At 36.5% G+C, this 25,471-nt stretch carries 19 protein-coding genes; 9 read left to right on the forward strand and 10 right to left on the reverse strand.

Going from position 1 to position 25,471, the window contains the following annotated elements; all coding sequences use genetic code 11:
- Positions 1 to 239 precede the first annotated feature (239 nt).
- The 5 genes from AAEY55_RS11980 to AAEY55_RS12000 are packed head-to-tail and all read right to left on the reverse strand — an operon-like array spanning position 240 to position 6,246.
- On the reverse strand, positions 240 to 683 hold the full coding sequence (locus AAEY55_RS11980; protein WP_350551430.1) for an AAA family ATPase: 444 nt from the start codon (positions 681 to 683) through the stop codon (positions 240 to 242).
- A 7-nt stretch (positions 684 to 690) separates the two neighbouring features.
- Entirely contained in the window at positions 691 to 4,188 is a 3,498-nt protein-coding gene (locus AAEY55_RS11985) for an ATP-binding cassette domain-containing protein (protein ID WP_350551433.1), read from the reverse strand.
- A 15-nt stretch (positions 4,189 to 4,203) separates the two neighbouring features.
- Positions 4,204 to 4,872 (reverse strand): methyltransferase domain-containing protein, encoded by a 669-nt coding sequence (locus AAEY55_RS11990; RefSeq protein WP_350551436.1) that lies wholly within the window; start codon positions 4,870 to 4,872, stop codon positions 4,204 to 4,206.
- Positions 4,873 to 4,875: 3 nt separating this feature from the next.
- Complete coding sequence (locus AAEY55_RS11995; protein WP_350551439.1) at positions 4,876 to 5,709, reverse strand: hypothetical protein; 834 nt, start codon at positions 5,707 to 5,709, stop codon at positions 4,876 to 4,878.
- Positions 5,710 to 6,246: a hypothetical protein gene (locus AAEY55_RS12000; RefSeq protein WP_350551442.1), complete on the reverse strand. Its 537-nt coding sequence runs from the start codon at positions 6,244 to 6,246 to the stop codon at positions 5,710 to 5,712.
- A 251-nt stretch (positions 6,247 to 6,497) separates the two neighbouring features.
- Here AAEY55_RS12000 and AAEY55_RS12005 point away from each other — a divergent pair, with 251 nt between their 5' ends.
- Together AAEY55_RS12005 and AAEY55_RS12010 are read left to right on the forward strand one after the other, a co-directional pair.
- A complete protein-coding gene (locus AAEY55_RS12005) occupies positions 6,498 to 8,447 on the forward strand; it encodes a hypothetical protein (protein WP_350551445.1) in 1,950 nt (649 codons plus the stop codon).
- 316 nt (positions 8,448 to 8,763) lie between these two features.
- Positions 8,764 to 9,114 carry a hypothetical protein gene (locus tag AAEY55_RS12010; protein ID WP_350551448.1) on the forward strand — a complete coding sequence of 117 codons (351 nt, stop codon included), beginning with the start codon at positions 8,764 to 8,766 and terminating at the stop codon, positions 9,112 to 9,114.
- A 10-nt stretch (positions 9,115 to 9,124) separates the two neighbouring features.
- On the opposite strand, the gene AAEY55_RS12015 is transcribed toward AAEY55_RS12010, so the two are convergent.
- The gene (locus AAEY55_RS12015; RefSeq protein ID WP_350551451.1) at positions 9,125 to 9,571 is read right to left on the reverse strand and encodes an antitoxin Xre/MbcA/ParS toxin-binding domain-containing protein; all 447 of its coding nucleotides are present in this window, start codon (positions 9,569 to 9,571) and stop codon (positions 9,125 to 9,127) included.
- A 437-nt stretch (positions 9,572 to 10,008) separates the two neighbouring features.
- On the opposite strand from AAEY55_RS12015, the gene AAEY55_RS12020 reads away from it, so the two are divergent.
- From AAEY55_RS12020 to AAEY55_RS12050, 7 genes are all read left to right on the forward strand, one after another.
- The gene (locus tag AAEY55_RS12020; protein ID WP_197108480.1) at positions 10,009 to 10,401 is read left to right on the forward strand and encodes a hypothetical protein; all 393 of its coding nucleotides are present in this window, start codon (positions 10,009 to 10,011) and stop codon (positions 10,399 to 10,401) included.
- An 886-nt stretch (positions 10,402 to 11,287) separates the two neighbouring features.
- Complete coding sequence (locus tag AAEY55_RS12025) at positions 11,288 to 11,761, forward strand: hypothetical protein (protein WP_350551454.1); 474 nt, start codon at positions 11,288 to 11,290, stop codon at positions 11,759 to 11,761.
- 13 nt (positions 11,762 to 11,774) lie between these two features.
- Positions 11,775 to 13,340 carry a hypothetical protein gene (locus AAEY55_RS12030; protein WP_350551457.1) on the forward strand — a complete coding sequence of 522 codons (1,566 nt, stop codon included), beginning with the start codon at positions 11,775 to 11,777 and terminating at the stop codon, positions 13,338 to 13,340.
- Positions 13,333 to 16,185 carry a site-specific integrase gene (locus AAEY55_RS12035; RefSeq protein WP_350551460.1) on the forward strand — a complete coding sequence of 951 codons (2,853 nt, stop codon included), beginning with the start codon at positions 13,333 to 13,335 and terminating at the stop codon, positions 16,183 to 16,185. The genes AAEY55_RS12030 and AAEY55_RS12035 overlap by 8 nt, the downstream gene beginning before the upstream one ends.
- A 10-nt stretch (positions 16,186 to 16,195) precedes the next feature.
- Positions 16,196 to 17,497, forward strand: coding sequence for a hypothetical protein (locus AAEY55_RS12040; RefSeq protein WP_350551463.1), 1,302 nt, complete (start codon positions 16,196 to 16,198; stop codon positions 17,495 to 17,497).
- Positions 17,498 to 17,968: 471 nt separating this feature from the next.
- Complete coding sequence (locus AAEY55_RS12045) at positions 17,969 to 19,123, forward strand: Arm DNA-binding domain-containing protein (RefSeq protein ID WP_350551465.1); 1,155 nt, start codon at positions 17,969 to 17,971, stop codon at positions 19,121 to 19,123.
- Between the two features lie 130 nt (positions 19,124 to 19,253).
- Positions 19,254 to 20,930, forward strand: a complete 1,677-nt coding sequence (locus AAEY55_RS12050) for a hypothetical protein (protein ID WP_350551467.1) — start codon at positions 19,254 to 19,256, stop codon at positions 20,928 to 20,930.
- A 161-nt stretch (positions 20,931 to 21,091) separates the two neighbouring features.
- On the opposite strand, the gene galU is transcribed toward AAEY55_RS12050, so the two are convergent.
- The 4 genes from galU to ribA all read right to left on the reverse strand — a co-directional run bounded on the left by galU (position 21,092) and on the right by ribA (position 25,471).
- Positions 21,092 to 21,973, reverse strand: coding sequence for a UTP--glucose-1-phosphate uridylyltransferase GalU (galU, locus tag AAEY55_RS12055; protein ID WP_350551470.1), 882 nt, complete (start codon positions 21,971 to 21,973; stop codon positions 21,092 to 21,094).
- Positions 21,974 to 22,299: 326 nt separating this feature from the next.
- Complete coding sequence (locus AAEY55_RS12060) at positions 22,300 to 22,992, reverse strand: hypothetical protein (RefSeq protein ID WP_350551473.1); 693 nt, start codon at positions 22,990 to 22,992, stop codon at positions 22,300 to 22,302.
- Positions 22,989 to 24,371, reverse strand: coding sequence for an asparagine synthase-related protein (locus AAEY55_RS12065; RefSeq protein ID WP_350551476.1), 1,383 nt, complete (start codon positions 24,369 to 24,371; stop codon positions 22,989 to 22,991). Before AAEY55_RS12065 ends, AAEY55_RS12060 begins: the two co-directional genes overlap by 4 nt.
- Positions 24,372 to 24,412: 41 nt before the next feature.
- Positions 24,413 to 25,471 carry a GTP cyclohydrolase II RibA gene (gene ribA / locus AAEY55_RS12070; RefSeq protein WP_350551479.1) on the reverse strand — a complete coding sequence of 353 codons (1,059 nt, stop codon included), beginning with the start codon at positions 25,469 to 25,471 and terminating at the stop codon, positions 24,413 to 24,415.

Raw genomic sequence — 25,471 nt, forward strand, 5'->3', positions numbered from 1 at the left:
TTTAGTGATCAAAGCTTAATGAGAATAAGCGATCAAAGTTAATGCAATTGGGTGATCAAAGCTGGAGAGAATATGCACCTTACAGCACCTAGCTGAGCAACCTGATAACCTTGAGCCGCTGTTACCTTGGAATGTTAATCAAGGCTAGACGCATTTGCTCAGACGCTTACGGAAATACCACCTTCAGGGAGAGTTTAAAATGAGTTTAGTGAAAGCTGGGAAGTCCACTATAGGTTTGACTAGCTTGCTATCCTCTTTATGGACTGAAAATTATCGAATATATTTGGAATTGATATTCGAGCATGTAACATTCTCATCATCCTCTCATCAATAACCCTTGTTTTTTTTCTTTTCAGGTTATTCACAATACACTTGTCTAATGACGTATCAATAAAAATTACATTTATATATTTTGAAAAGCCTAATTCAACAAGTTTTTGACGATTTTCGACACCATTGAAGTAAGTAGTATCAATGACAAAATTAATTTTTAGATTTATACAAAACTCAATTAAAAGTAAAATATCTTGAAGAACTTTTTGTCTAATTTCAAATGAGCGCATGCAACCATATTTTGCTTCTCTAATGTTGTCACATGAGATAATAAAGTAGCCATTCAATTTTTCAGATATATAGGTTGATTTTCCGGCTCCGGGAGCACCCATGATTAAAAATGCTTCCATTCACTCTTTACTCCCAAATGTTCTTACCTTTGCATATATAGTAGTTAAACTCCATTTTATATTTTGAGCCGTTGCACTGATAGCACGTACTGGTAGTAATATTATGTTCGATAAACTTACGGTTTTGAGCACTAAACTTTGAAAGTCTCTTTAAAATAAATTGATAAAGCCCCTCCCATTCGATCATATCTTCCTTTGCATTTTTCCGACCACTATTTTTCAAAAAAGATAACCCGGACACTCCAAATAAGATTTTTCTATGGTCATCTTTTGATAGCTCGCAAATCGACATATTTGAATCAAATATTTTCTCCGATGAGAGCTTGTTTAGCGCTTCTTTTAGTCGAAAAAATAATTTTTCCATATCTTTTTGCAAGAATATGGGATAACACGAGAGGTCAGTATATGCCTTTGTTGTGTCGAGTTCTAAATTTTGAATTATTTCTAATTTACCACTTCCAGAGCACTGTGGGCATTTGTGAAAATATAGATTAAAAAAGTCATCATCTAATTTGTCTAACCTTGAACCTATTACGTGGTTTTTATTGTCAATAACTCTTAAAGAATAGTAATTAAAGTCTCCATTTTGCCTGAGAATAATAACTCCAGCTCCAAGCTCAAAAGCTAATTCTAAGCTTTTAGTTGGGATCAATATATCCCAGAAGTTTTTAGGAGACGATGCTTGGGGGAGCTCTCTCAAAGGTACATCGACCTCATCTACTAAACAACTTTCAAATCCTAATTTAACCAGATTAGTTGTAATAGATTTAAGCTCGCTATACGGTACAGAAGAAGAGTTTAACAACAGAGGGTAAAGTGGATTGAAGTAATATGTGCTATCTACTTCCAAGTTAATAGCTTCAATGAGGCTCTGCTTATCATAAAATATTTTGGTATTTACAATATCTTTTACTCGAAAGCTCTCATTGAACTCTTTTTGTGCTAGAAATGCTACATCTTCTTCATTAAAATGAAACGTCTCAACATCCAAATTTTTTAGTGAAGTTACAGTATTAAACCTGAGAGCACTCGAAACATCTAGATGATATATTGTGCTGTAATCGTTAAAAATAACTTTACCACCTAATTCACCAGCTTTTGGGCCTACCTCAATCAAATAGTCGCAGCTCATAACTACTTTGGGATTGTGCTCAATAATTAAAATAGTGTTATTAAGATGAGTTAGTGATTTAAGCTTGGAGAAAATGTGTAACGAATCTTGGTCGCTTAACCCCCTCATGGGTTCATCCAACAGCATTAAGACATGAACATTTTCAGAATTAATAACAGTAGCCATTTCAATTAAATATTTAGCCATTTTTAACCTTTGAGATTCACCTCCACTTAAAGTAGAAGTAGTTCTTCCCAAAGATAGGTGGCCTAAGCCTAAACTAATTAACAGCTCAATTACTTCTTCAAACTCAACATAAATTTGACTATTCTTTAACTCTACAACTGTCATTGACAGGTATTCATTTAAAGTGTAATTTCCAAAATAAACATAGTTGGATAGAGGTATTAACTTAGTGCCAAGGCATGATTGGCACCGCCCTGAGTCAACGAAACCTGTTCCATTACAAACTTTACACATTCCAGCTTCAGTATTTGAAGAAAAGTGTTCCTTATTCAAACAAAACGAGCGAGAAATAGGCTGACTGGCAAAAATAACCCTAAGAGGCTCAGAAATCTTTAGGTAAGATGCTACGGTAGAGCGAATATTTCCACTGATTTCGGTTTGTTCAAGTAAGGCTTTATGTTGAAAATGTTTATTTTCAGTCTGAACAATATCAAAAAGACCTTTCGCCAAACTACTTTTTCCGCTACCAGATATACCAAAAATTGCATTTAATCCGTTTAGCAATATATTTACATTTTGGTCCTTTACAAAGTTATAGTTAATCCCTTCAAATGTACATATTTCATTACTGCTTAGTTTCTTAGGCTCAGGAAAGTTTATGAAGGAAGGTAAACTTTCACTGATATAGCCACCATTAACACCACTATATGGGCCTAAGGTAAGGCTATAATCTGAGTTTTTAATTACATACTCTGAGTGATCAACCAACAAAACAGTGTTCTTTTGTGACAAGTCTCTTAAGACAATAAATAAGTTTGATATATCTTGAACACTAAGTCCTTTTGAAGGTTCATCAATTATAATTAGCGAGCCTTCAATTTCATCAGCCAAATACTTAATAAGTTTAAGTCTTTGCAGTTCTCCACCGCTTAACGTTGTTGAACACCTACTTAGTTCAAACTTCGGAAGACCTAGTAACTTAAACTTTTCGTTGATGATTTCAAGTTGATCGAGTTTAAGGGTATTTGATAGCGTATCAATATCCATAGATAGCATGTCTGCTATGCTAAGTCCTTTATAAGTTACCGCTCGTGACTGATAATTAAAACCTGTACCTTCACAACAATCGCATACTCCTTTCTTAATGTAATTTGAGATATTGCTATTTGTGGCTTTACTGAGGAGCTTGGGTTCTATGTAGCGCTTAACCTCTTCTTGCAGCGGCCTCTCTAATTTGGCGAAGGGAATGTGAAGAGAAGAGCTAAATGATTTAACTATTTTTCGAATGTCTGAGTCTTGGATATAACAATATTTATATGCAGTTCCATTGTGTGGCAGGTTCAAAAACGTTGAGTCAAGCGGTTTTTCATTTATCAAAGAGTCGAAATCTACTTTGGTAACATATCCTCTTCCCTCACACTTGGGACAAGAACCATTAAAGTCGCCTAAAGTTGATGTGCTAAATAATGGTGGTCGCTTAGTGTAATACTCTTTAAGGCAGGCACAGAATGTCTGTTTAGAAAAATCATATATCAATTCCCCTTTGGAGTAAAACTTCAACTTTTTAAAGTCAGTTATAACGCTAAAGTTAAAGCTCTCAAAATTAATTATGCATTCTATCGTGAGTTTTTTATCAACATTGAGTTTTTGGATGTAATTCGCATCCCTAAGAACTCTTTGCCCAGCAATTAGAATGCTATTTGATTTTAACGTTTTAAGTTTTTCTCGTAAATGTACTTCATTTGGATATTCATGAGTTATTAGGTTATACCTAAGTTCTGCATCAGGGTGTTTTCTTAATAATGCTTTGATGATTTCTTCTGATGCGACTTCATTTACTTTAGCAGAACACTTATTGCACCATATCTCTCCGTTGCTAACTAATTGCTTCTTCAATAATTTATTAACACCAGAGACCGTTGATACATTCGATTTCTCTGTTTGCTTTGGTGACTTCTGGCTTATGTAAATCGTCTTGTATGGGTTAACGATTGAATCGAATTTAGGTCTAACTAAAAGGTCATAATCCGTATTTTTATTTTGAAGCCTTTCTTGACGTAAGTATTCTCCAAATATAACTGACTTGACCAAAGTTGACTTACCAGAACCATTAATTCCATTTATAACAGTGATGCTATTATTTTTAATACTTACACTGATGTTTTTTAGATTATTTTCATAGGCATTAACTATAGTTAAGTCTTTCAAAGCGACATCCTTATTCTATTTTCTAGGTTTTAGCATCACAAAAAGTAATTTATGCTCCTCGGTAGAAGTTAACAGCTCATTAATGCTTTTAAACTCACCTTTTTCATTCGGTACATATTTCAAAGGGTAGTGTACAGGTAGCCTTTTAACTGCAATTCTATAACCTGCTCTAAAAAAAACAGATGCTATATCTTCGGCAGAATAGTCATGTGCAGGATAAGACTCTTCAGATAGAACGGCCTCCTTTCTTTTTTTCCATGTTGGGTTATTTACATGGCATCCCATAGTGAATATATAATACCCCCCACCTCTTAATAAAGAAAAAGTGGTTTTCGCGTGCTCTAATAGGTTAGGTATTGTGTAAACGACTTCTTGAGAAAAAATTAGGTCGAAGCTTTCCGAACATTTTACATCTAAATCTACAGCTTTTTCAAAAAGCATATTTTCTTCGGCTTCATTAGTGCAAAGTTGCAACAAATCTTCGTCAATCTCAATACCAGTAAGATTTAAATCTGGTTTAAATTGATTTAGTAGATGCAAGAATTTCCCGTTGCCACAACCGAAATCTAATATATTATTTACTTTATGGAAATCAATAAGCTTTTTCGCTTCGATGAGCATTGAATAATAGAACGGGAAGCTTTTATCATTCTTAATATATTTAGGTATGTTGAAAGTTTCCATATCTTATCGAGCGAAACTTACTAGTATTTCTCTACTATTCAGTTTCCCATTTGTCCCTAGTTCAATCGAACACTCATCTCTATCATGCAGAGTTTCTTTATTGTTTTGTATTAAAATATCGCCAACTTCTAAGAAAAGAGCTTTTTTTATGCTGTTAGCATATTGTAAGAAGTCAAAAATCATTTTGCTTTCTTCATAAGGTTGCTTTTCGTTTTTATCTTTGTAATAAAAGTTAATTCTCTCAAAATCGAATCTTACTTTATAACCACTTTTATCTTTAGATAAAATAGGTTCTTTAATCACCAATCTCTTCTTGTTCTCACCATCATAATTAACTCCGTAAGAGCACATAGGAACAGGAGTTGTTAGTAGTGAATTTAGCAGTTCGGGATCTTTAAACTTAAGCTCTCGAATCAGCTCCCTGATAAGAACTATTCCGTTGTGAACCCTCAAAACTGGATCTTCCTTTATGACTTGGATGAAACCAACTTGTGGTTGTCGTTCAATGTCAATGGCATCGTCATTGTGCAAAACTAATTGATTTCTAGAGCATCCTGTATAATCACATTCAATTTTGATCCCAGTGTGCTCTATTATACCATAATACTCTCCAAAACAACTGACTAAAGCAGTAAAGAAGAAATTATAATTGCTTAACTCCCCGCCTCTAAATTGAACAAATTTATCTTCTTTTAAGATTTTTTCTAAAGAAGTTAATAAATTTGAAAATTGAGTGCTTTTACTGAGTATATCTATTGTTTCTTTGGGAGATTGTGATGATTTCAGGAGAGCTTTTAACTCCGCCTGAAATTCATCTGATATTTTTAATATCGTCATTTATCTACAGCTACTTCCATTGCCAGAACGACAACCACATGAAGCCGCTAAGTTCCCCTCAAAGCCTAGTTCACAGTGATTAAAGTGATGAAGGTATAATTTTTTGGTTAAGGTAAAGCCTGATTCAAGAACTGATTCATTTTCTTGCTCAGTTAGGCCAAAATATGGATAGTGATGAATAAACTCACCTTTGATCAGGTTGCAGTCATTCATATACTTTCTCGTATCTAATATGTGAATATGCCAAAACTCATCTACCAATTCACTAGGAGCAAAAGACAAGTTTTCATACAATGCTTGAAGGGCTAACCACTCTTTGTAAAGTTTAATTGTATAGTTAATTTTGCTAACAGACCATCCGTACTCTTTTTCTAGCTTATAGCCATGAGGAGTGAAGTCTATTGTATCAATTCTTGACATTATGGAGTCAACTGTCGATTGTTCGACAAAGCTTGATTCATTAATAACAGTGTTAATATCTGCTCTTGAATTTGTCTTAAAAGCCTGTGCTTTTGATTGAGAGTATGCGCTATTCATTGAATTTTCCTTGTTTATTCTATGATGAACTAACAGACTACTTAAACATGTTATTTTTTGCAATGCTATCACACTAGTAAAATGGTTTTTAATGTAAGCGCGCATTTAAGCAGTGCGCTTACGTTAAAAGCGCCCCTTAAAAGATAATTTAATTTTATTCTTGCTAAAAATGAGAAAGAGCAACTAAATTATTAGTACTGCAGCGTTACGTAAATAGTGCTACATCACGGTTGTGAGAGGCGTCAATTGCTATGGATAAAAGAACTGAAGCTTACCTATTCTACGAAAAGTATAAAGCTAAACCGATATCAAGTTGGAAAGGCGCGACTAAAAAGCAAAGGTTTAAATGTGAAGCTATGCTTGATGGTAATCAGTGCGGCTGTATTTTCGAAATTTCGTATTCTAGAGTGACAACCATTTTCAATCGTTGGAGAAAAAAATTAGTGGGCCATGATTTATATGGAGTGATGTGCCCAACTCACCGTAAAGCCTTTGCTAAAAGCAGAACAAAGCATACCTATTATGAAAACATGAGCAGTTTTGGTCTTTTAAAATTAGCGCTAAAAAACAGAGGTAAAGGAAAGGTTTACAAGCACGGTAACGACACTGTTCATTACCTAGAAATGTTACGAAGAAAAAATGAGGACGGTTTAACACTTATAGATCTCATTAATGAACACCTTGGTGCACGGCGATTGCGTCCAGAATTACAGCAGTATACTTTAGATGATTGGCGCGCATACCTTAAAAAGAAAAAGTTTTTCAACAAATCAGAATGGAAAAGGTTGGACCCGCACACTCAGATGCTTTGCTATAAACAAGGCTACATGGCTCAGTTAACAAAAGAGTTTTTTTCAACACGTCTCATTTTTGAATCGCATACACATGCTGTAATTCAATGTGAAAGCTATGCTGAACTTGTCTTCGCGAAGGTGCTTGATGAATTACGGCTGGATTATAAAGTTCACCCAGAATGGCCATTTTGGTTCAAAAATGAATCCTATAAGAGCAAAGCTGATTTTTCCATTATGCTTAATGGTAAAGTTGTTATGGTTGAACTATGGATGTTACGAAAAGATCTTTTATCCGTTGCTGAGTTGTCAGATAAGTTTGTTCAAAAGTACCTTCGTAGAAGAGCTAAAAAAGAATTAAAGATTAAGGCGTGCGCTGAGTCCGCATATGATATTTTTATAAATGTTGAAGCTAGAATACTCAGAAATGATGGTTTAGAAGCTTATTTAATAGAAATTAAGAAGATATTAAAATCATTAAACATTAAAAATATTGAATGTATCTCCCCTAGTTTATTTACTGATGTTGAAAAGTTACTCTTTAAATTAAAGATATTAGACGTTGAAGAGTTGATAAGTTATGCCAAATTAAATAACTTTCATTATTTTACGCAATTTGACAATCATCTAGCCAAAGCGATACGAAAAAAACCTCAACTCCAAACCAAGCTAGAAAAGGCATTGGCTATTGAATTTAAACGAGTCCCGAACTCTCGGTTTTTTGAAACCCCTCCTCTTGATAATATTATTGAATACGTTAGTGCAAGAAAAGAACTTCATAATAAAGAAGCTTATATGGCAGCTCATACTAATGGGTTGTTGCCTGATGGTTTTATGGCAAGCCCTGTCAATAGTTACCCTGAACTTAAATGCTGGAAACAACTATGGGGCGAACCACTGCTAGTAAGTTACTTTAAAGCAAAACAGATAGTCAACAATTTAGATGTAAAGGGGAAAACAGATTTCACACGCAGACGCGCTAAGGTTAAAAAAAGTTTAAACAAAAACGATCCTGATTTTGAATTATTAAAAGTACGTGCTAATCCTGGTAATCATATATCTGGAGGATATGGCGAATTTACAACATGGGATGACTTTACCGGCGATACAGATGCAATTAAGCAAAAGAGCAGAAAAATAGAGCTGAAGCAATATGCCGAAATAATTCAAGGAGGCGATTTGATAGCAATAACCAATAAGCTTAATACGCTTGTTTTTTTATCCCCTACTGAATTGCGAAAAATATTAGGTAAAAAAGCGAGTGATGCTTTAGCCCATTTGAAAAATACCGCATTCATCGAATTAATTTTATTTGGTAAAACAAATAATCACATTAAGGATCTGAATATACTTGTGAATTATATCCCTGAAAACGCTTATGTAACTGAAAATGAGTGGCAAACACAATGACAAATAAATATTGCATATCGTCTGTTCCCATCAAAACTACAAAGGCATGTGATCTCAGGTGAAGAAGTCTCATGGAGTAAAGTTAAAGATATACTGAAAAAAAAATCAGACAATAGAACACCTATAGGCGAGTGGTTTTTATCAAATTTAAAATTACTTGAGCAGTTAATGAATAAAGAAGACCCAAGCCTGTGACATATTTTGTGTAACCCAGTGTCAATGGCCATCATGGCGCCACTGGCCGGTAAATTTGCTGATAAAATAAGCCATGCATACTTGCCACTTCTGGCTCTATCATTGTGATACTTGGCTTTTTTTGCTATCCCAACTATCGGTTAGCTCAAACACAACTTACATTAGCGGCTCACTGTTATTATTAGGTATTGAGTTTAGTTTATTTTCGACCCCAAACAACAATGCCATCATGGGCGCAGTAGATAAAAGTGAACTAGGCGTCGCGTCTTCTTCAATGAATTCGTCACGCACAATTGATAATTTATTTGGTATGAGCTTAATCAACTTAATTGTGTATTATTACCTTGGTGACAGCACTTTTTCAGCGCAGAATAGCCATGCACTAATGGGTACAATTTCACTGACATTTAAAATGTCTTTAAGATTTGTAATTCTGGCAAGCTGTATCTCTGCATTGCGTGATCGGGCTTAATTTACCACTATTACGCTGTAAACCCATATTGCAGTCCGGTAATGATGCGGTGTATCAATTCACGGCCGCGAATTGTATTTATCATCGCGCGCGGAGGGTGATTATCAAACTGCATATGAGGCGTATCTAGCCACTGGCTCCAGCGTTTAACATCACCAAAATAAGCCACCCCGACCCCAGATAGTCTAGCTATCTCTAATGCATGTTCACTGATCTGTTTATTTAATGGCTTTTCTTTATTGCGAATTAACGTCCGCTCGGTTGTCCCTGTTGCTTTTGCAATATCACTCATATTCCAGCCCATCAAGTTAGCAAATGCACGAAGACCTGCTGTTGTAAGACCGGTTTGCGCTATTTCAATTTCCGCAAGCGGGTTTGAGCGAATGGTTAACTTCCCACATGTAACAACAGCGATAAAGTCTGGGTTTTGCCCCCTATTTTGGTTAGTTGTTCTCATCTGTAACTTACCTCAATTTATAGAGCTATCATTAATTATAGTGACAGCTATTCATCACCACAATGTCAACCTACTTAGCTCTAGTTCCGACGTACTTTAGAAAAAAATTATCATTAATAGAGCTACCTTGCTCTTCAGTTGTAACATTAAACCAGCCTATTAAACTACAAAATCACCGTTTTTTATGCCTGCGAGAGCTCCTCTCCTGCATCCAGGTACCTAGCTCATACAGCTTATTTTAAGAGTAATAGTCAATGTGACACGGTCTTTTTCTGCTGGAATTTTTTACTTTGTTACCTTATCCCTTAAAAAGCTTTTTTCACTCATAAAAAACAAAATAATTCTAAAACAACAGCTTAACTAACTAGTACTTTTTCTGAAAGGATATCTGTCTTTGATATTTTGAATATTCAATTAAGCAAATAGCGAGTTTTAAAATGAATATCGAATTAGAAAAAGTAGGTGTAAAAACAGCCATAGAACATTGCCTCACTAACAGTGATGCATCGCATTTTATGATAAACATTGTTAGTAGCCATCCCCCACTTATTGAATACCTTAAAGCAGCTTTTGCATCTGAGAGTGTTCACATATTGGCTTGCGCGGACAGTATTAACATGAAGCACTTTTTTGGTGTTATTCGTACTGAACTTCAAGAGAAAAGTGATGTTCAGCTCATGATTGTTAGCCATGAACTGGGTTGGCCAATAATAGAGAGTTGCCATTTGAATTTTAATACTGTGAAAGCAATGAGTGATCAAAATGCTATCTACGCAGGTGATAACACTATTTACCATGGCCAGCCTTTCTATGATGGCGATGTTTTCTAAAGCTGACGTGTTTTTTAAATAGTAGACATATTGATCCGTGAATGCCTTCTCGGTTATTGCATTAACTAATAACTGAGAAGGCTCATTTATAGATTTATTGATCCGCGTTTACATATAAAAAAGACCTAATCTGCTTTTAAAAAAGCGAAACGGTGTCGTTAACTCTAAAAAAATAAAAAAAACAGTTTTTTATTAAAAAACAATAAAAAACTAACCAATTGAAATGTAATTAAATTACTCAATAGAAAAGCGATTTTTTTAAATGCGAAATTTAGAGAGTACAAAAAGGGGTGCTCTAATTTTAGACCCATTCAAAAAATCCCTTTACGATTTATCTTATTCACATTTTAGCTATTTGGTCATTTAAACATTTATGGATGTTTATTTCAGTACTTCAAATAAGTAGGCCTACAAAGCAGGAGTTAATCGCCATAGCGGCAAGAGAATAGTTTTACCATGATTCAAACGTGAACACGTCAATCAATAAAAATTGAAAAGGTAAATTTATGAAGTACAGAAAAGGTTTCTTTAACTTTGAATAATGTAAAAAAAGGGGGAGCTATTTGAGCATGCTTGTGAACTATTTGTCGAAATAATCACTTTCTCCTTTTTTTAAGAGCTTCTTCCATATATTAATGAGTAATACAAATAAACCAGTAAGAAAACAAAAAACAATATTTAAGCATTGTTTTTTATATTACAAAAAAGGTTTATTTAACTTTAAATAATACAAAAAAGCACCTTTTGAAAAAAAATGTCCATTTAAATGACCAAAATGCAGTTTTTTGATTCAGAAAAGTGCTTATAAGTGTAGTTTCAAATTTGAGCATAACAAAGAAGCAACCTAAAACAGGTTGCCAGTTTAGATTAAATTTACGGGAAAATAATGAAACACAAACAAAAAGCTATTCCGCTTGCCAAAGCAAAATTACAAGCTCACCCACAATTAAGGGAGCTGACTAAAAATGATGTCGTAAATTTAAAAGTAAACCAGTGCATTAGTGAGTTACCGATTGATGTCATACAAATGTCATTAGATTTACATCCACTGCCAGTGACACTTGATACTAATGATGATTGTTACCTGACACTTGCACCGAGCGGAGTACTGGAGCGCTTTAAAGCCCACCCTTTAAGTAAAAAGCTTTTTTTAAAAGTATATATTTACCCAGCAGATGCTGTTGATCACGTATTAAGGGTTACCTTGCTATATAACTGTGCGCTAACACTTTATTTAAAGAACGCCTTGGGCGCTAATATTCAACAGCGACATGCTTGCTTTAAAGCGCACGGTATACACGCTCCTAAAAAAACGATATTGGCAAACTTAGCTAATACCTCACCGTCTACTTTTCGGTAATGGGAAAGTCAATATGAGTATGTATACACACATAGCGAGAAGTAATCGTTTAAACAATGCGGGGGGCTGCTATCCAGATGCAATGGAGCATGCTACAACATTTACTATCTTGATGATAAAGCTAAATAAAGAAAACAAAAAAGATCGTCTTGTAATGACTATTATTACTCTTTTCCTTTGGCTCACTCAGCAGTGGGCTAGTATTAAATCTTACAAAGATATTCCAAATTTTACTCGTATATCAGGAACGTTTAATTGTCAGCCATTCACTTTTCGTACCTTTACACGAGGTAATAATAGTTGGGTAGAGTACGCTCATGAGGTAAAAGATAATCAACACACTTATTACGTATGGCAACCGATCCCGCGCTATTTGAATTGTATTTTCCAACCTTATTTCAGTGATCTAAGATATAATATCCCCCTTTTAACTGATCGCGTTAAACAGCGACTTTTTAAATTAATAAATAGCCATTGGAAGACGCCACTAGTACTCAAAGCTTTTAAGCCGGCGAGAAAAAATACCTTTTATCGTTATATATCGTTATGTGCTCGGGCAGACGAAACCTTGACCCCTATCCCAAGAAAGCATTTAGTAAAATCAGTTAAAGCACACCATACTAGCGCTATATGCTATCAACGGTTCAGCAGCGACCGTCTGAGATTTAAAATTTTTGATGCCCATAACAGATATATCGGCTTTTTATTTGAATTCATACGAAAAGAGAATTTGCATTCGTATTTCAAAGTTCATCTCGAAAGTAAAACGGTTAACCTTATTACTGAGCGCCTAAGAGACACGCCTTACGAAAATATTGATCCAAATCTGAAACATAAAGGGAGTATGAGTCAATATAAAATCATTAAAACAAAAGGAAAGAGTGATCATGTTGCAGTGCCTGCAATTATGCTCGGTAGTCGCCGTGTTCCTAAAGATAAAGACGTCACTGACTTTTTTAATCGTATTGATAATTATGTTAAACAACTAAAACCAAACAATAGAGCTTCACGTGCGCAGTGGTTAGCTTACTTTAATGCAGTCAGCTTTCGCATAGCATTGCTATTTATTGTATTAACAGGAGTAAGGCCAACCCACAGTATTAGCTTACTCTCTCATTATTTTTCATTCACGCACATTACATTTGTCAAAGATAAAGGCCGCTTAAGGCAAGTTATTTTAAGTGATTACCTGCTTAAAGAAATTACGCATTACACTGAGCTAAAAGCATCACTTCATTCCCAACTAAGCTTACATGATGATTTACCTGAGCTTTGGTACATTTATGATAACTCAGAGACTCCAACACCATTAAGTGCTCGTGCGTTACGCGTATTTATGAACAAACATTGGGCTGGTGTTGTTCCTTATCAGCTCAGACACTATTTTGCTCAATGTGCTCATACAATTATTAGTCTTACACCACTTACGGCTCAAGATGTAGACCGCCTAATGGGCCATGAAAATACAGGGGAACATTTAGGTAGCGATATTATGTTCCCAAAAAATATTGGCATTCTAAAAGCTTACTTAAACGGGCTAGACCAACATATCGGCGTTAAGGAGTTACATTATGTCTAACCCCGTATTGATACATGCAACAGATATTCAAAACTACCTAAATAAAACGGCACAGCCGTGTGCTGATACACAAGTTATTGCTGAACTTTTAACTAAATGGCCGGTAATGCAGCAGCAAACGCGTTCATTAAAAGAAAAAGAAATAAAGAAGGCACAAAAAATAATAGCAACTGTGCCAACAGGTAAGCGAGTACACTACATTAGAGCTCTGCAAAACATTCTTTATTATTTACGTTATGCATGCCAGTGGCAGTTGCCGGAGTCTCAGGATGGTTCTGAACTTGTTAAATCTTTACTTACTGACGCAGATCATGAGTGGTTTGAAAGTATAGCGAACGAAGCTGGGCTATCACATTGTGTGTTCTCACGCTATCAAATAGACCTCAATACTTTTTATGAGCAGCGTAAGCTTAGCACTGCTTTTATGGTGATTATGATTGGTTTTGAGATAGCGCCTTTATCGCTTGGCGATATATCAGCTATTTTAAATGACCCCCAATCGATAACTAATGAATGTCCTTATCCTCGACTGCGCGTTAAACACCAGTGTAAAAATACAGATATCCCCCATTTTCCTACTCATTATTCTTTATCATTATTAAGTCAAAAATTACTGCATAATTACTATGCACAACAAGCTAAGATAACCACAACAGCGTCTTTAGTAAAAGAGCTTAAGGACTGGCTGGATAAAAATGGCATTCAACACATAGCAAAAACACAATGGTCGAGACTATTTCAAATTCATTGGTATAACCAGTATGAAATAAATCCTATTTTTATTAAAGATTTAGCTCAACCTGAACGTCATGTGGGGCTAATAACTGACGATGATGTCTGCAAACAAAAATTAGCTGATATTTACAAGAATAATCAGGATACGACGTTGTTTACGTCACTATCAACGCATGGGCCTAAGAACCCATGGCAACATGGAAAGTTACTTAGAGCTGTCGACATAAATGAGGTAAATGAAATAGAACCCCCTCCTTGGGATACTGATAATATTTTGCCACGCTTGATGTTTGACTTCACAAAAGATTGGATAATTAATGGCGGCCCTAAAAAAGCAGCGCTTGAAAAGGGAACTATTAGAACGTATACGTCACTCACAAAGATACTAACCCCCTTTCCTCTGACTTTAACTGATGCACTCATTGAGGAGTCGATTAATGAGTGGGCACAGGTTGTTTTTGTTTCAATTAAGTCTGATGCAGTAAAAAAAGCCTTTTATAAATTTTTAGCGTTTTTAAGCTGGCAAGAGAAAACCGAAGCTCTGGATTTATCTAATTTTAGCACACCAATAATTCCCCCTTCTGTTAGCGCTGCCCGCTTATGCGTAGATGAATGTGACTCGCTTATAAATGCACTTATCGTTAATGGAGCAACAAAGCCCACATTACACATTTTATTTTGTATTGTTGCTGCTTTGCTCGGTTTTTACGCTATGTTGCGCCGTGGTGAAGTACTTAGATTACGCATTAAAGATATTCAATTTAAAAGTGAGACGGGGCTTTTAACACTCAATATTACCAACACCCGTGAAGGTAAAACAAAAAGTGGCTCCTCCCGTATGGTTTATACAACGATACCCACACGATACCGCTATTTTTTTTATACCCTGCTTGATATTAAAAAACATAGTAATCAAGATTTACCACTTATAGGTCATGATCTTGAGACTCTATCCTCTCGCGCTATATCCTATTTAGTACCCGTATCGAGGGCATTACGAATATTATTTGGTATTCACTTTAACTTTCACCATTTACGTCACAGCGGTGTGCATATATTTATGCTGCAAATGTTACATTGCGTTAGCTATACGCCCGACAATGTGCGCGGGGAAACACCTCTTGAGCAGGAAGTGCTATCAGAAAAATCAGTGGCCGTTCGATTAGATTATTGGTTCAAAGGCAGAGAGGCAATTGAGGTTAATAGTGCTGCTTTTTTAGATAATATGGGAAAACAAATTGGCCATATTTTTTATGCAACTACACGGTGGTCTTACCTACATGATATCGATTGGCTTTTACCAATAATAAGTAAATATCATAATCCTCATACTCACAAGCAGTTTTCACACTCTGCGTTACGCTACCTGATGGGGCTAAGTGCGTCATCTAATGATTTATCTAGACTACTAAGCCATATTATCCCTGATTATGATCAGCAAACACTTGCTGAAAAACAACGTCAATCAATAACGGTAACTGAACACGCACTAAGGGTGCATGTGTTTCAGATAAATAATTTAAGCCAAGCCGCACAAAAGGAGCATGTAACTGACACACTAAGCAATACATACTTGGCAGAAAAGTGGTTGGGAACACTTGAAAAGAGCCAGTTAACACTGACTAACTTTCTTTTTGATAAGCTAATAAACCCTGATCCTAGTGGTGAAGAAGCAATAATTAACTTTGAGTCTATTAGTGCCATTTGGGAATGTGGGTGTCGTCACCGCTCTCAGCCTATCAATAATAAATATCTAACAGCATATAAATCATTCCCCAACATAACAGTGTGTAAACGCAAACACGCATTACGTTTAAATATTGCCTGTACCACCAAAAATGCGTCTGCGTTTAATACTGTATTTAGACATACAGAGTGGGCATGGGTGCGATGTGAATTTGAGCTTCACATAAATAGAAAAGTAGACAGTAAGCGATCGTTAAAAATGGTTAAAAAGCATTATGCAAAGCAAAGTGAATACAAACATATCAACGTTTTACGTCAGCAAAAAGGGCCAAGTTCATTGACTATTTACCTAAAGCCAAAGAGCAAAATATCTATCCATACACTTGAATATGTAGAACAGTTTATTAAATTAATTAAACATTAGGGAGGTCGTCATGGACGCTTACTTTACAGACATAGAAATATATAAGTTACAAGGGTTCACTAAATCCATATCTAGTTCAAAAAATAAGAACAAATGTAAAAATGTGACAGGTTTCATTGATAAAAAGACAAAACAACTAACCCTTATAGCAGGGGAAGAACCGTACTGGTATACATGTAACTTAAACCTTAACAAAACCTCAGGGCAGCTCAAAAATTGTTCTTTTTCCGTCAATGCCGAATTTTTGATTCAGCTGCCTTTATATTTCTCAAAAAGCCCAGTTTTATCTATTACGCAAGAAAAGGGGCTCATTAAATTAGGTGTTACTGATCATACTATTAGAACGAGTAAAAACCATCCACAGCTCCCGGGCTTTAAAAGCTATAAATGCACTGAGGGCCAAAAAACTCATTTAAAATACCTAGATGAGCATCAAAAAATTGAAGGGGATCCAATATCAAAGGCTACTTTTGAAATGGTTGTTTTTTTAGCAAGTAAATATGACAGCTTTGACTTTATTGAATTTGACCCAGTAAATAAAGCTATTTTTATTCAAATAAACGGTCATGTGTCACAGGTAACAGTAGATGAAAACATTAAATTAACAGTCCCTTTAATATTAAATGAATTAGCGGTAGAGGACATAAAACAGATGCTCGACCGAAACACAGACCGATGCATTCACTTTTTACAGCGAGGTAATGATCTCCTTTTGCAAGGCTCTGATATATCTATCACATGCCCGTTAGCGGGTATTGAGGAGTTTAGAAAGAAAAAGAAAATGCTAGCAGATGTCATTATTAAAGGAAAAATAGACTTTTTCGCATTGAATATGGAAGTGCTAAATTGTAAAAAATCCTATAAATCAATAAATTCTGGACACTTATACATTAGTGAAAGCCTAGTATCTATCAACAATATAGGTGACGATGGGGACCTAAATAACGAAGGAGAGAATTTCACACGACCTTTAACTATTTTTAGTATTGATAAGATTGAAAAAGCAAAGGAGTACGTATTTCGCTTTACAGTAAAAGACTTTAAAGATCTAAAACTTAAAAGTGCAAAAGAAATAGAAGAAATGTTCTTTCAGGTCACTGAAAACCGGGTTGGACAACTACTTCTAGAGATTTTTAAATGTTCAAAAAGTACTGTGCCACTCAGTGTACTCTCTGTTGAAAGAGATGACTGTCGGCTGAAAGAAATTTTAGCGTTACACAAAGATTATAAGCCATCACAACTTGAGCAACCATCCGATACAGATAAAAATCAACACAAACCGCAAGGAGCACAAGGGGAGCTTGATGTTTGATCCCGAGTGGATAAAGGATAAAAAGGAGGAATATTAAAAAACAACAAAATACTGGACAAATAGACAGCACTTGCTATATTAATAAGTGAAATTTTGAACAATTGTGAATTTAATGCCTAAAGCGTAACCGCATTACGGCATAGCACGATTGGGAACAATACCAAGTCGCTTAATCAAGTAAGCTATTTTGAAGCAAGAAAACCGGGTCGAAAACAAGACAATAATTTCGTTATTTAGTGGTTCTAAATCAGAAATTTTTAACGCTGTTAGCGTCAGGTTTAATACTTCAGATTGATTACATATTATTGCGAGTTAGTATCTTATAAGCAGTTGGGGTAAAGAGGCGGCAACCTCCCTACCCCGTACCGGCTGCTCGACGTTTAACCGAATCCAGCCGATGAACCAATTCTAACGAATTCCATCGGTGAGGGATAGATCTATTTATAGATCCATTAACTGATGGAGGCCATTATGGCTCACATTCGCATTCGCCCCAATGGGCGTATTCAATTTGACTTACACATTTATGGGCAGCGCTTTCGTGAAGGCACTAAGCTCATGGCGACACCTGTAAACCTTAAAAAAGCCAATGCAACGCTTAAAAAAATCAATGCTGAAATTGACTTAGAAACTTTTCAATACCGTGATTATTTTCCTGAGAGTAAAAAAGTCGCTAAGTTTGAAGCCTTGCAGCGCGAAAAACACCCTGATCGTCTTTATCCATTTTTTAACGATTACGCGAATGAATGGTTCGATCGTCAAAAAGCAAAATGGAAAAGCAGCTATCAAAGCGTGGTGCGTAATACCCTCGACCGTTACCTTATTCCTGAGTTTGGCAATATATTAGTTAATGAGATCAAGTTGGCTAATATCGACTATTTTCGCGAAAGCTTAATGATATGCGATATCCAAGGAGCCCGTAAACTTTCTAATAAACGCATTAACGGTATTTTATGGCCGTTTGTGGCTATTTTAAGTTTAGCCGCCGAAGAGCATGACTTTACTTACCCATTACGCCGCTATAAACCCCTAAAAGAAGAACGCGCTAATTCACTGCCACTAACCGCAGATGAAGTACAACGCTTTTTAGAATGTACTCCTACACAATGGCGTGATTATTTTACCGTGCGTTTTTGGACCGGTATGCGTAGCTGTGAAATACACGGCCTGCGCTGGGAAGATATCGACTTTAATCATCGCCTTATTCGTATTCGCCACAATTGGGTTAATGGTGAATTGGGGGATGTAAAAACACCTAAGTCGCGCCGCGACTTAAAAATGTGTAATACACTCTTTTCGCTATTTAAACGCTTACAAAAACAAACAACCAGTGAATTTGTGTTTACTCACAAAGGCAAACCGCTTGATACCCACTTTGTAAGCACTCAACTGTGGTACCCCACATTGAATAAAGCGGGCCTTGCACGTCGCCGCCCCTACGAAACACGCCATACCGCTGCTGTACTGCATATCGCAGCGCATGAAAATCCACTTTACATTTCGCACATGCTGGGCCACAGCGATACACGTTTATTGTTTGACGTATACGCACCCTATGTTGCCAATGCGTCAAGGCAAGATGGCTTTGCGTTTAATGAAATGATGATTGAACGCGGGATTGCATAAAGCACACACAGGTAATGGCTCTGCGTTTAATTGGTGAACGCCAAACAAGCGCATGTCACACCTATAGCATTTAATACTAATACCGCGCTTATGCGCATTTAATTTACTACTAACCCAAAAGAGGTTACTTATGATTTGCAAACAATGTCCAGGTAATACGTTGGCGTACCCATTAACTAAAGAGTTTGAGGTAGATTTAGAAGTAGCTCAAACTGCGTTTGCTAAGCTAATGGATATGCCATTAAAGCAGCTCAACAAAAGCCAATGGTATGATGAATTTAGTAACAGGATGATGTTTCAACCTATTATTGGTTTGTTTAAACAGTACGAGTGCTCCATTCCTCACTCTGCCTCTAGCCATAAGCGGGCGTGTCAAAAACACATTACACAATTTTTAGGGTATACCAAAAAGCCATCAAAGCCGCGTCGGCGAATGTTGAGCTATTTATCTCAGTATATTACTAAAGAGGGCAATATTACGCTGTGCCCTTGTGCCTTAATAGCGCAAAAAACAGACCATGCAGTGCAGCTTCAAACAACGTTACAACATAAATTAGATAACATACTTGATAATAGAAGAGTCGCGGATCAAAACTTATTATCGTTAACTGTTGAAGTGAATTATGTTCACTCAAAACGCGATTATCGCTATACCCTAAGCGCTGAATTTTTAGAGGCAAGAAATAAAGTTGAAAAGCGCATAGCCGAAACATCCACTAAGTTACTCAAATATGCAAAAAATATACAGGCGGTGTCTTATGACCTTGAAGACATGAACACACCTCAAAAAATTAAAACATTTAAAGCAAGCGTGAAAAAAGAGCTTCAACGATTTAGTGATGCAGCGCATGTCACCGATATTAAAGTATACACATCTGATTATGTTCCTGAGTATCAACGTCCTGACTTTAAAAACTATTTTAAACAAAAAGATAAGTACATCATTGATATTGTCATTGCCGATTACTTTATAGCACGCACAACATTGTCTTCACTTCGAAAAAGACAAGACGGTGGAAAGGTGTGTGACATGATAAGCAGTGATGCAAAAATTATTAACGACTTATACCGAATTTCAAATAAGTTTAAACTATACCCTATATGGTCGGTACAGGTAGAGCGTGGTGAAAAAGAAGGCACAGGTAAGCAGCGCATTCATGCTCACATTACATACACAAATGGTGAAACTGACTACGTGAGGAATTTTTCAAACTATCCGGGGGTCGACCAGCCTACATTACTACTGCCAACAACTGATAAGAAAATAAAAAGCGTGCCGACTTATGGCTCTTTTTCGTATACCCATATTATTTTTTATGTATGGAGCGGTATTATTCAAACCGAAGGTACTAGGGAGGTTATTTATAAATTTGGCATAAGTCGTTTTGATTGGGCCGATAAGCAAACATATACAGTCGATGAATGTGTGCAGTCGGTCATGAACCGGCAATTAAACTACTGTCGCTCACATAATCTTGTTGCTAATGAGATTAACATTGAGCTTATTTCAACCCCTATCCCGTTTAGCGGTAATTGGGGGGATAGCGCATTAGGCCAATTAGAATATTGGCTTAAAAAGCCTGAGAACAATCCGCTATTAATACGCAATGATATGTCGGACGACTATAACGTGACGAGCACAAATTCAACAGAGTTCATGTGTGACGATAGGCTTAGACAGCTGTTTGTTATTCCGTTTATTAAAAATTACATTAATACTATGGAGAGTGAGCAGCCTATTACCTTTATTGATTTAGATAATGGTGAGTGTGGAAGTTACACTGTTCCTCGTGGCAACGACGATTAATGTTAAATGGCTATTTGGCGAGGTTTAATTTAGGTAAGTGAATATCATATCAGCCCGTTAAATAACGGGCTGATATGATTTATGCGTTATAGTTTTTAGTAGTTAAACGGCTGTTTTCTGAACTACAAAAAGTGGCTGCAATTATTTTTTTACAGCCAACCCTAATTTACAAGCGATTTTAAATGTTCAGTAAACTCACCACCTAAACTTTCATGGCGCATGCTGTATTCTACAATAGCTTTTAAGTAACCGAGTTTATCACCACAGTCATGTGAGCGGCCGCTCATATGAAACGCTTCTACTGTTTCTTGTGCTATTAACGCATCAATCGCATCAGTCAGTTGTATTTCGCCACCCGCGCCAACGTGAGTTTTAGCTAGTAGCGGCCAAATATTTTTACTTAGTACATAACGGCCAACAACAGCTAGGTTTGAAGGGGCAACATCAACAGCTGGCTTTTCAACCATGGCATTTATAGCAGCACTTTCACCTGGGGTTAGTTCTACACCGTTAATATCAGCAATACCATATTTGCTCACATCTTCCTGTGCTACAGGCTCAAGCATAATTTGGCTTGCACGTGTCTCGCTAAAGCGCTTTAACATCGCTGCAAGATTCTCTGTCTTTTGGTCTGCCGTATATGCATCTAGTATTACATCAGGCAATAAAACAATAAAATCATCGTCGCCCACAATGGGCTTAGCACATAAAATAGCATGCCCTAAGCCTTTAGCTTCACCTTGGCGAACGTGCATAATAGTAACATCTGCTGGGCAAATAGAGCGCACCTCATCCAGCAAAGTACGTTTTACACGTTTTTCTAATGTAGCTTCAAGTTCAAAACTGGTATCAAAATGATTTTCAATGGCATTTTTAGAGCTATGCGTTACGAGTACAATTTCTTTTATGCCCGCAGCAACACATTCGTTAACTATGTATTGAATAAGCGGTTTATCCACCAACGGTAGCATTTCTTTAGGAATGGCTTTGGTCATAGGTAACATACGCGTGCCTAAACCGGCAACAGGGATAACAGCTTTCATGCTAATCCTTTAATAGTGTTTATTTGTGCAATTTAACAGATAGAAAATTGCGCCAAGATGAATAGCATAACAATTTAAGCATTGATATTAATAAAATCGAGCTTAAATTAAACTCGCCAAAAATCACCTTCTTGCTACTGCCTCTTGGCTCTATTATAAAGCAATAATCATTTGATTATACAGACTTGTACTTCACAATATCATTTAGAAGTAACTTATAAACTCCCATCGCTATGGCTGGTGACTTTATTGCTCTTTTTAGCATGAATGGTTAACTATCTTGGGCACTCCACTCTTCTTGAACAAACCAGTGAATATTAAAAACATTAATTACCCTGCATATTATTATACAAAGACTCTAACTCTAGACTAACGGCATCATATTTAAAATGTGTCATTATTATTTTTTTTAAATCGGCAATATTAATATGAGGAACTTCTTCATAATAGTTATTACTGTATATTTCTAAGGTCGTGTTGCGAATAAATAAAAACTGCTGGTCAACAACCATAGAAAACCGAAGCTGGTCGCTAAATGGATAAACGATGTCACTTGAGAAACGTCTAGCAATGCTTTTCTGAATTGTTTTTTCAGACTTTTCTTTGATATCTATTTCCATTTGTAGCTTTTCAACACCTCGCTTGAAGTGAAAAATCTTTAAAACGTTATTTTCTATCGTTGTTCTAAAGCGCATACCATAGCATTCATATAAAACAGGTCTGAAAGCTGGGTAAAGCTGAATAGATGGCCATCCATTTCCAACATCCGCAAAGTAACGCTGATTATTTATCTCAAGCCTTACTAGTCGGTGGATCTCTTCACCACCTATGCGAGCTGTGTGTAAATATGCTTTAAGTCCTGCAGCTTTTACTGACTTTAGGTAACTCAATGCTTTATCTGAGCAAGTGCCACCAAACTTAGTTGTCGTTGGCTGCATATTATTTAATAAATAAAAGTTATGAAATGGCTCATGCTGAAACTTTTCGAGTAAAATTTTTTCAGCTAAGTATATGCTCATCGATGCACCTCTGTGCGTTTAGCAATAGCATCATCAAACGCGGGGTATCTGTAAAAATAATCATTATCAGCGTCAAATGGAAAAATTTGCTCCCACATCACTTTTAACTCATCAATTTCTTTACGCCCATTACGCGTTAAAAACTGTACAACTAATTTGCGTATCCCACTACCAACATCAAATGATGTTTTCTTGCGTTCAGATATTTCTATAGGTAGCTTATGCTTAAATACATCTCGCAAAACAGCCTTATTTTGTCCATTTGAATAAATATTATTATACTCAATTGAATCTGCAATAGACTTTACAGCTCGATCTAAAAAGGGGCAGCGCGCTTCAATACTATGCGCCATACTGCATGTATCAAGCCTGCGTAATTCTGTAAAGTGCATATCGTTAATTAGACGTTCACGCATGGGGAGCCATTCAACTTCTGGTAGAAATGCGTGATACCCTGAAAAAAGTTCATCAGCGCCCTCGCCCGTTAAAACAACCTTTAAGTTTTCTTCATGTGCTGCGCCTGCTAATAAATAGGTCGCTAAGCCATTACTGATTATTGATGGGTTAAAACTCTCTGTAGCCTTAATTACTTTGGCAATTAACGAAGGTAACTCACTTTTCGCCGGTAAAGAAACATACTTAACTTGTTGCAAGCCTAAATGCTCAATCACTTTCTTAGCCATTTTTACATCAGGGCTGCCTGCGTTACCCAGTACAAAGTAGCTCACATCTTGATGATGCATATGAGCTAATGCTGCGACAATTGAACTGTCTAATCCCCCACTAAGAAACACCCCGATTGGCTGTGCGGGTAAACGTTTTAATACAGCTCGTTCTATCGCAGCCTCTAAAGAGCTTTTATTATCAGTTATTTGAGGGTGACTTGTAATCTGTGTTAGCTTTCCTGTAAGTAAATCTAATTTACTTATACCAAACGGAACTTGCTCAAACCAATCTATTTCTTTTAAGGCTTTAAGTTCACTAACAACAAATACATTACCTTCAGAGCGTCCATAAAAGAGTGGTTTTTTTCCAATGTAGTCACGTAAAAGGTAAAGTGAGTTTGTTTTAGGCTGATAAAGAATTCCTGCATAAAAACCATCTAGCTCAGTGAGTATCTGGTTCCCTAAAATTGAAAATAACGGCGCAATAACGTGTGTGTCATTCTTACTGTTAAGTAATAAGTTGTATTGCCTAATAAGCTGCTCGGCATTATATATTTCACCATTAAAGGCACTTACCCAATCTTCAACTTGATGCGGAACACGCCCTTCAATACTTTCATCATTAATAGCTAAACGAACAAAACCTATCGCTAAACGGCTGTTTGCCCAAATATTCATATCATCAGGTCCACGATGACTTAGCTTGTTGAGCATTAAAGGCATGTGCTCTTTGGCATTCTCACCACAAAGGAGCGCTATACCGCACATGCAGGCATCTCTTCGCGTTTCTTAAGGTTACTGCGTAACTTCATCAGCAGATCTCCAAGCTTATTTAACCCTGTACCATCGAGCGCATCTCCCCAATAGCTATCATTTAACGTGTGCTCTGCTATGTGCCTATTTTTAGTAGAGAGTAATAACCGAGCTAAATTAGGATGCTGAGTAAACTTTGCTGTGAGCGCTTGCTGCATTACCGTATCTTTAACATCATGCCAGTGCGCTCTTAAATATTGGGAGCTTAGCTTATTCGCTAATTGCTTTGCTAATATTGGCGTAGCCGCTGTGCGAATTCGTTCTTGTAGAATCACATCGCTAAATTTTTGTGCTTGATAAAAATGTTCTGTCGTTGGCCAAATTTTATTATTCAAATATATTGCATGCTTTGAAAAGTTAGAAAACGCCCCCCACGCTTGATCAGAGTGATAAAAGTAAATAGGTTTATCTTCAGCATACTCCATTTCCAGCGGTAAACTGTGCCCCAGCTTTTCATTTTTACTTTGCAAGTAATCGCTATTCTCTGGGCGTACTTGTGGATGAGTATTAATTACCTCAACTTTAATTCCCGCAGATTCAATTGCACAGCGTTTTCGAGGATTGTTTGAAATCAATCGCACCTGTTTTACTTGCATTTTATTTAAGACTTCAAGAGCATGCGTATAGTCACGGATATCTTGAGCTAGCCCCATTGCTTGGAATGACTCTGCAGTATCTAACGCTTCGTTTTGCATTTTATACACTGCTTGAATCTTCTTAGATAACCCCTGTCCTCGCCCTTCTTGATGTAAATGAAAAATGAGCCCACTCCCTTCGTGTGCCATCGCTTTCATGGCCTCTCGCAGCTGATCGGCACAATCACAGTCTTGAGCCTCAAAAACCTCTGATGCTAAACACGAAGAATGTAATCTTAATAGTGGCTTGCTTCCTAGCGCATTAATGTCGCCAAAAGTGACAACTCTAAATAACTCATTTCCCGTGTCATACATTCTAAAGGTGCCATAAGGGGTCGGTAATTCGCAGTAATTCGTATAAGGCAT

Source organism: Pseudoalteromonas sp. 120-MNA-CIBAN-0494 (assembly GCF_040308885.1).
Lineage (GTDB): Bacteria > Pseudomonadota > Gammaproteobacteria > Enterobacterales > Alteromonadaceae > Pseudoalteromonas > Pseudoalteromonas nigrifaciens.

Coding starts and splice junctions, on each gene's coding strand:
- AAEY55_RS11980 (WP_350551430.1), bottom strand. CDS start 683: ATGGAAGCATTTTTAATCATGGGTGCTCCCGGAGCCGGAAAATCAACC.
- AAEY55_RS11990 (WP_350551436.1), bottom strand. CDS start 4,872: ATGGAAACTTTCAACATACCTAAATATATTAAGAATGATAAAAGCTTC.
- AAEY55_RS11995 (WP_350551439.1), bottom strand. CDS start 5,709: ATGACGATATTAAAAATATCAGATGAATTTCAGGCGGAGTTAAAAGCT.
- AAEY55_RS12000 (WP_350551442.1), bottom strand. CDS start 6,246: ATGAATAGCGCATACTCTCAATCAAAAGCACAGGCTTTTAAGACAAAT.
- AAEY55_RS12005 (WP_350551445.1), top strand. CDS start 6,498: ATGGATAAAAGAACTGAAGCTTACCTATTCTACGAAAAGTATAAAGCT.
- AAEY55_RS12015 (WP_350551451.1), bottom strand. CDS start 9,571: ATGAGAACAACTAACCAAAATAGGGGGCAAAACCCAGACTTTATCGCT.
- AAEY55_RS12020 (WP_197108480.1), top strand. CDS start 10,009: ATGAATATCGAATTAGAAAAAGTAGGTGTAAAAACAGCCATAGAACAT.
- AAEY55_RS12025 (WP_350551454.1), top strand. CDS start 11,288: ATGAAACACAAACAAAAAGCTATTCCGCTTGCCAAAGCAAAATTACAA.
- AAEY55_RS12030 (WP_350551457.1), top strand. CDS start 11,775: ATGAGTATGTATACACACATAGCGAGAAGTAATCGTTTAAACAATGCG.
- AAEY55_RS12035 (WP_350551460.1), top strand. CDS start 13,333: ATGTCTAACCCCGTATTGATACATGCAACAGATATTCAAAACTACCTA.
- AAEY55_RS12040 (WP_350551463.1), top strand. CDS start 16,196: ATGGACGCTTACTTTACAGACATAGAAATATATAAGTTACAAGGGTTC.
- AAEY55_RS12045 (WP_350551465.1), top strand. CDS start 17,969: ATGGCTCACATTCGCATTCGCCCCAATGGGCGTATTCAATTTGACTTA.
- AAEY55_RS12050 (WP_350551467.1), top strand. CDS start 19,254: ATGATTTGCAAACAATGTCCAGGTAATACGTTGGCGTACCCATTAACT.
- galU (WP_350551470.1), bottom strand. CDS start 21,973: ATGAAAGCTGTTATCCCTGTTGCCGGTTTAGGCACGCGTATGTTACCT.
- AAEY55_RS12060 (WP_350551473.1), bottom strand. CDS start 22,992: ATGAGCATATACTTAGCTGAAAAAATTTTACTCGAAAAGTTTCAGCAT.
- AAEY55_RS12065 (WP_350551476.1), bottom strand. CDS start 24,371: ATGCTCAACAAGCTAAGTCATCGTGGACCTGATGATATGAATATTTGG.
- ribA (WP_350551479.1), bottom strand. CDS start 25,471: ATGCCTTATACGAATTACTGCGAATTACCGACCCCTTATGGCACCTTT.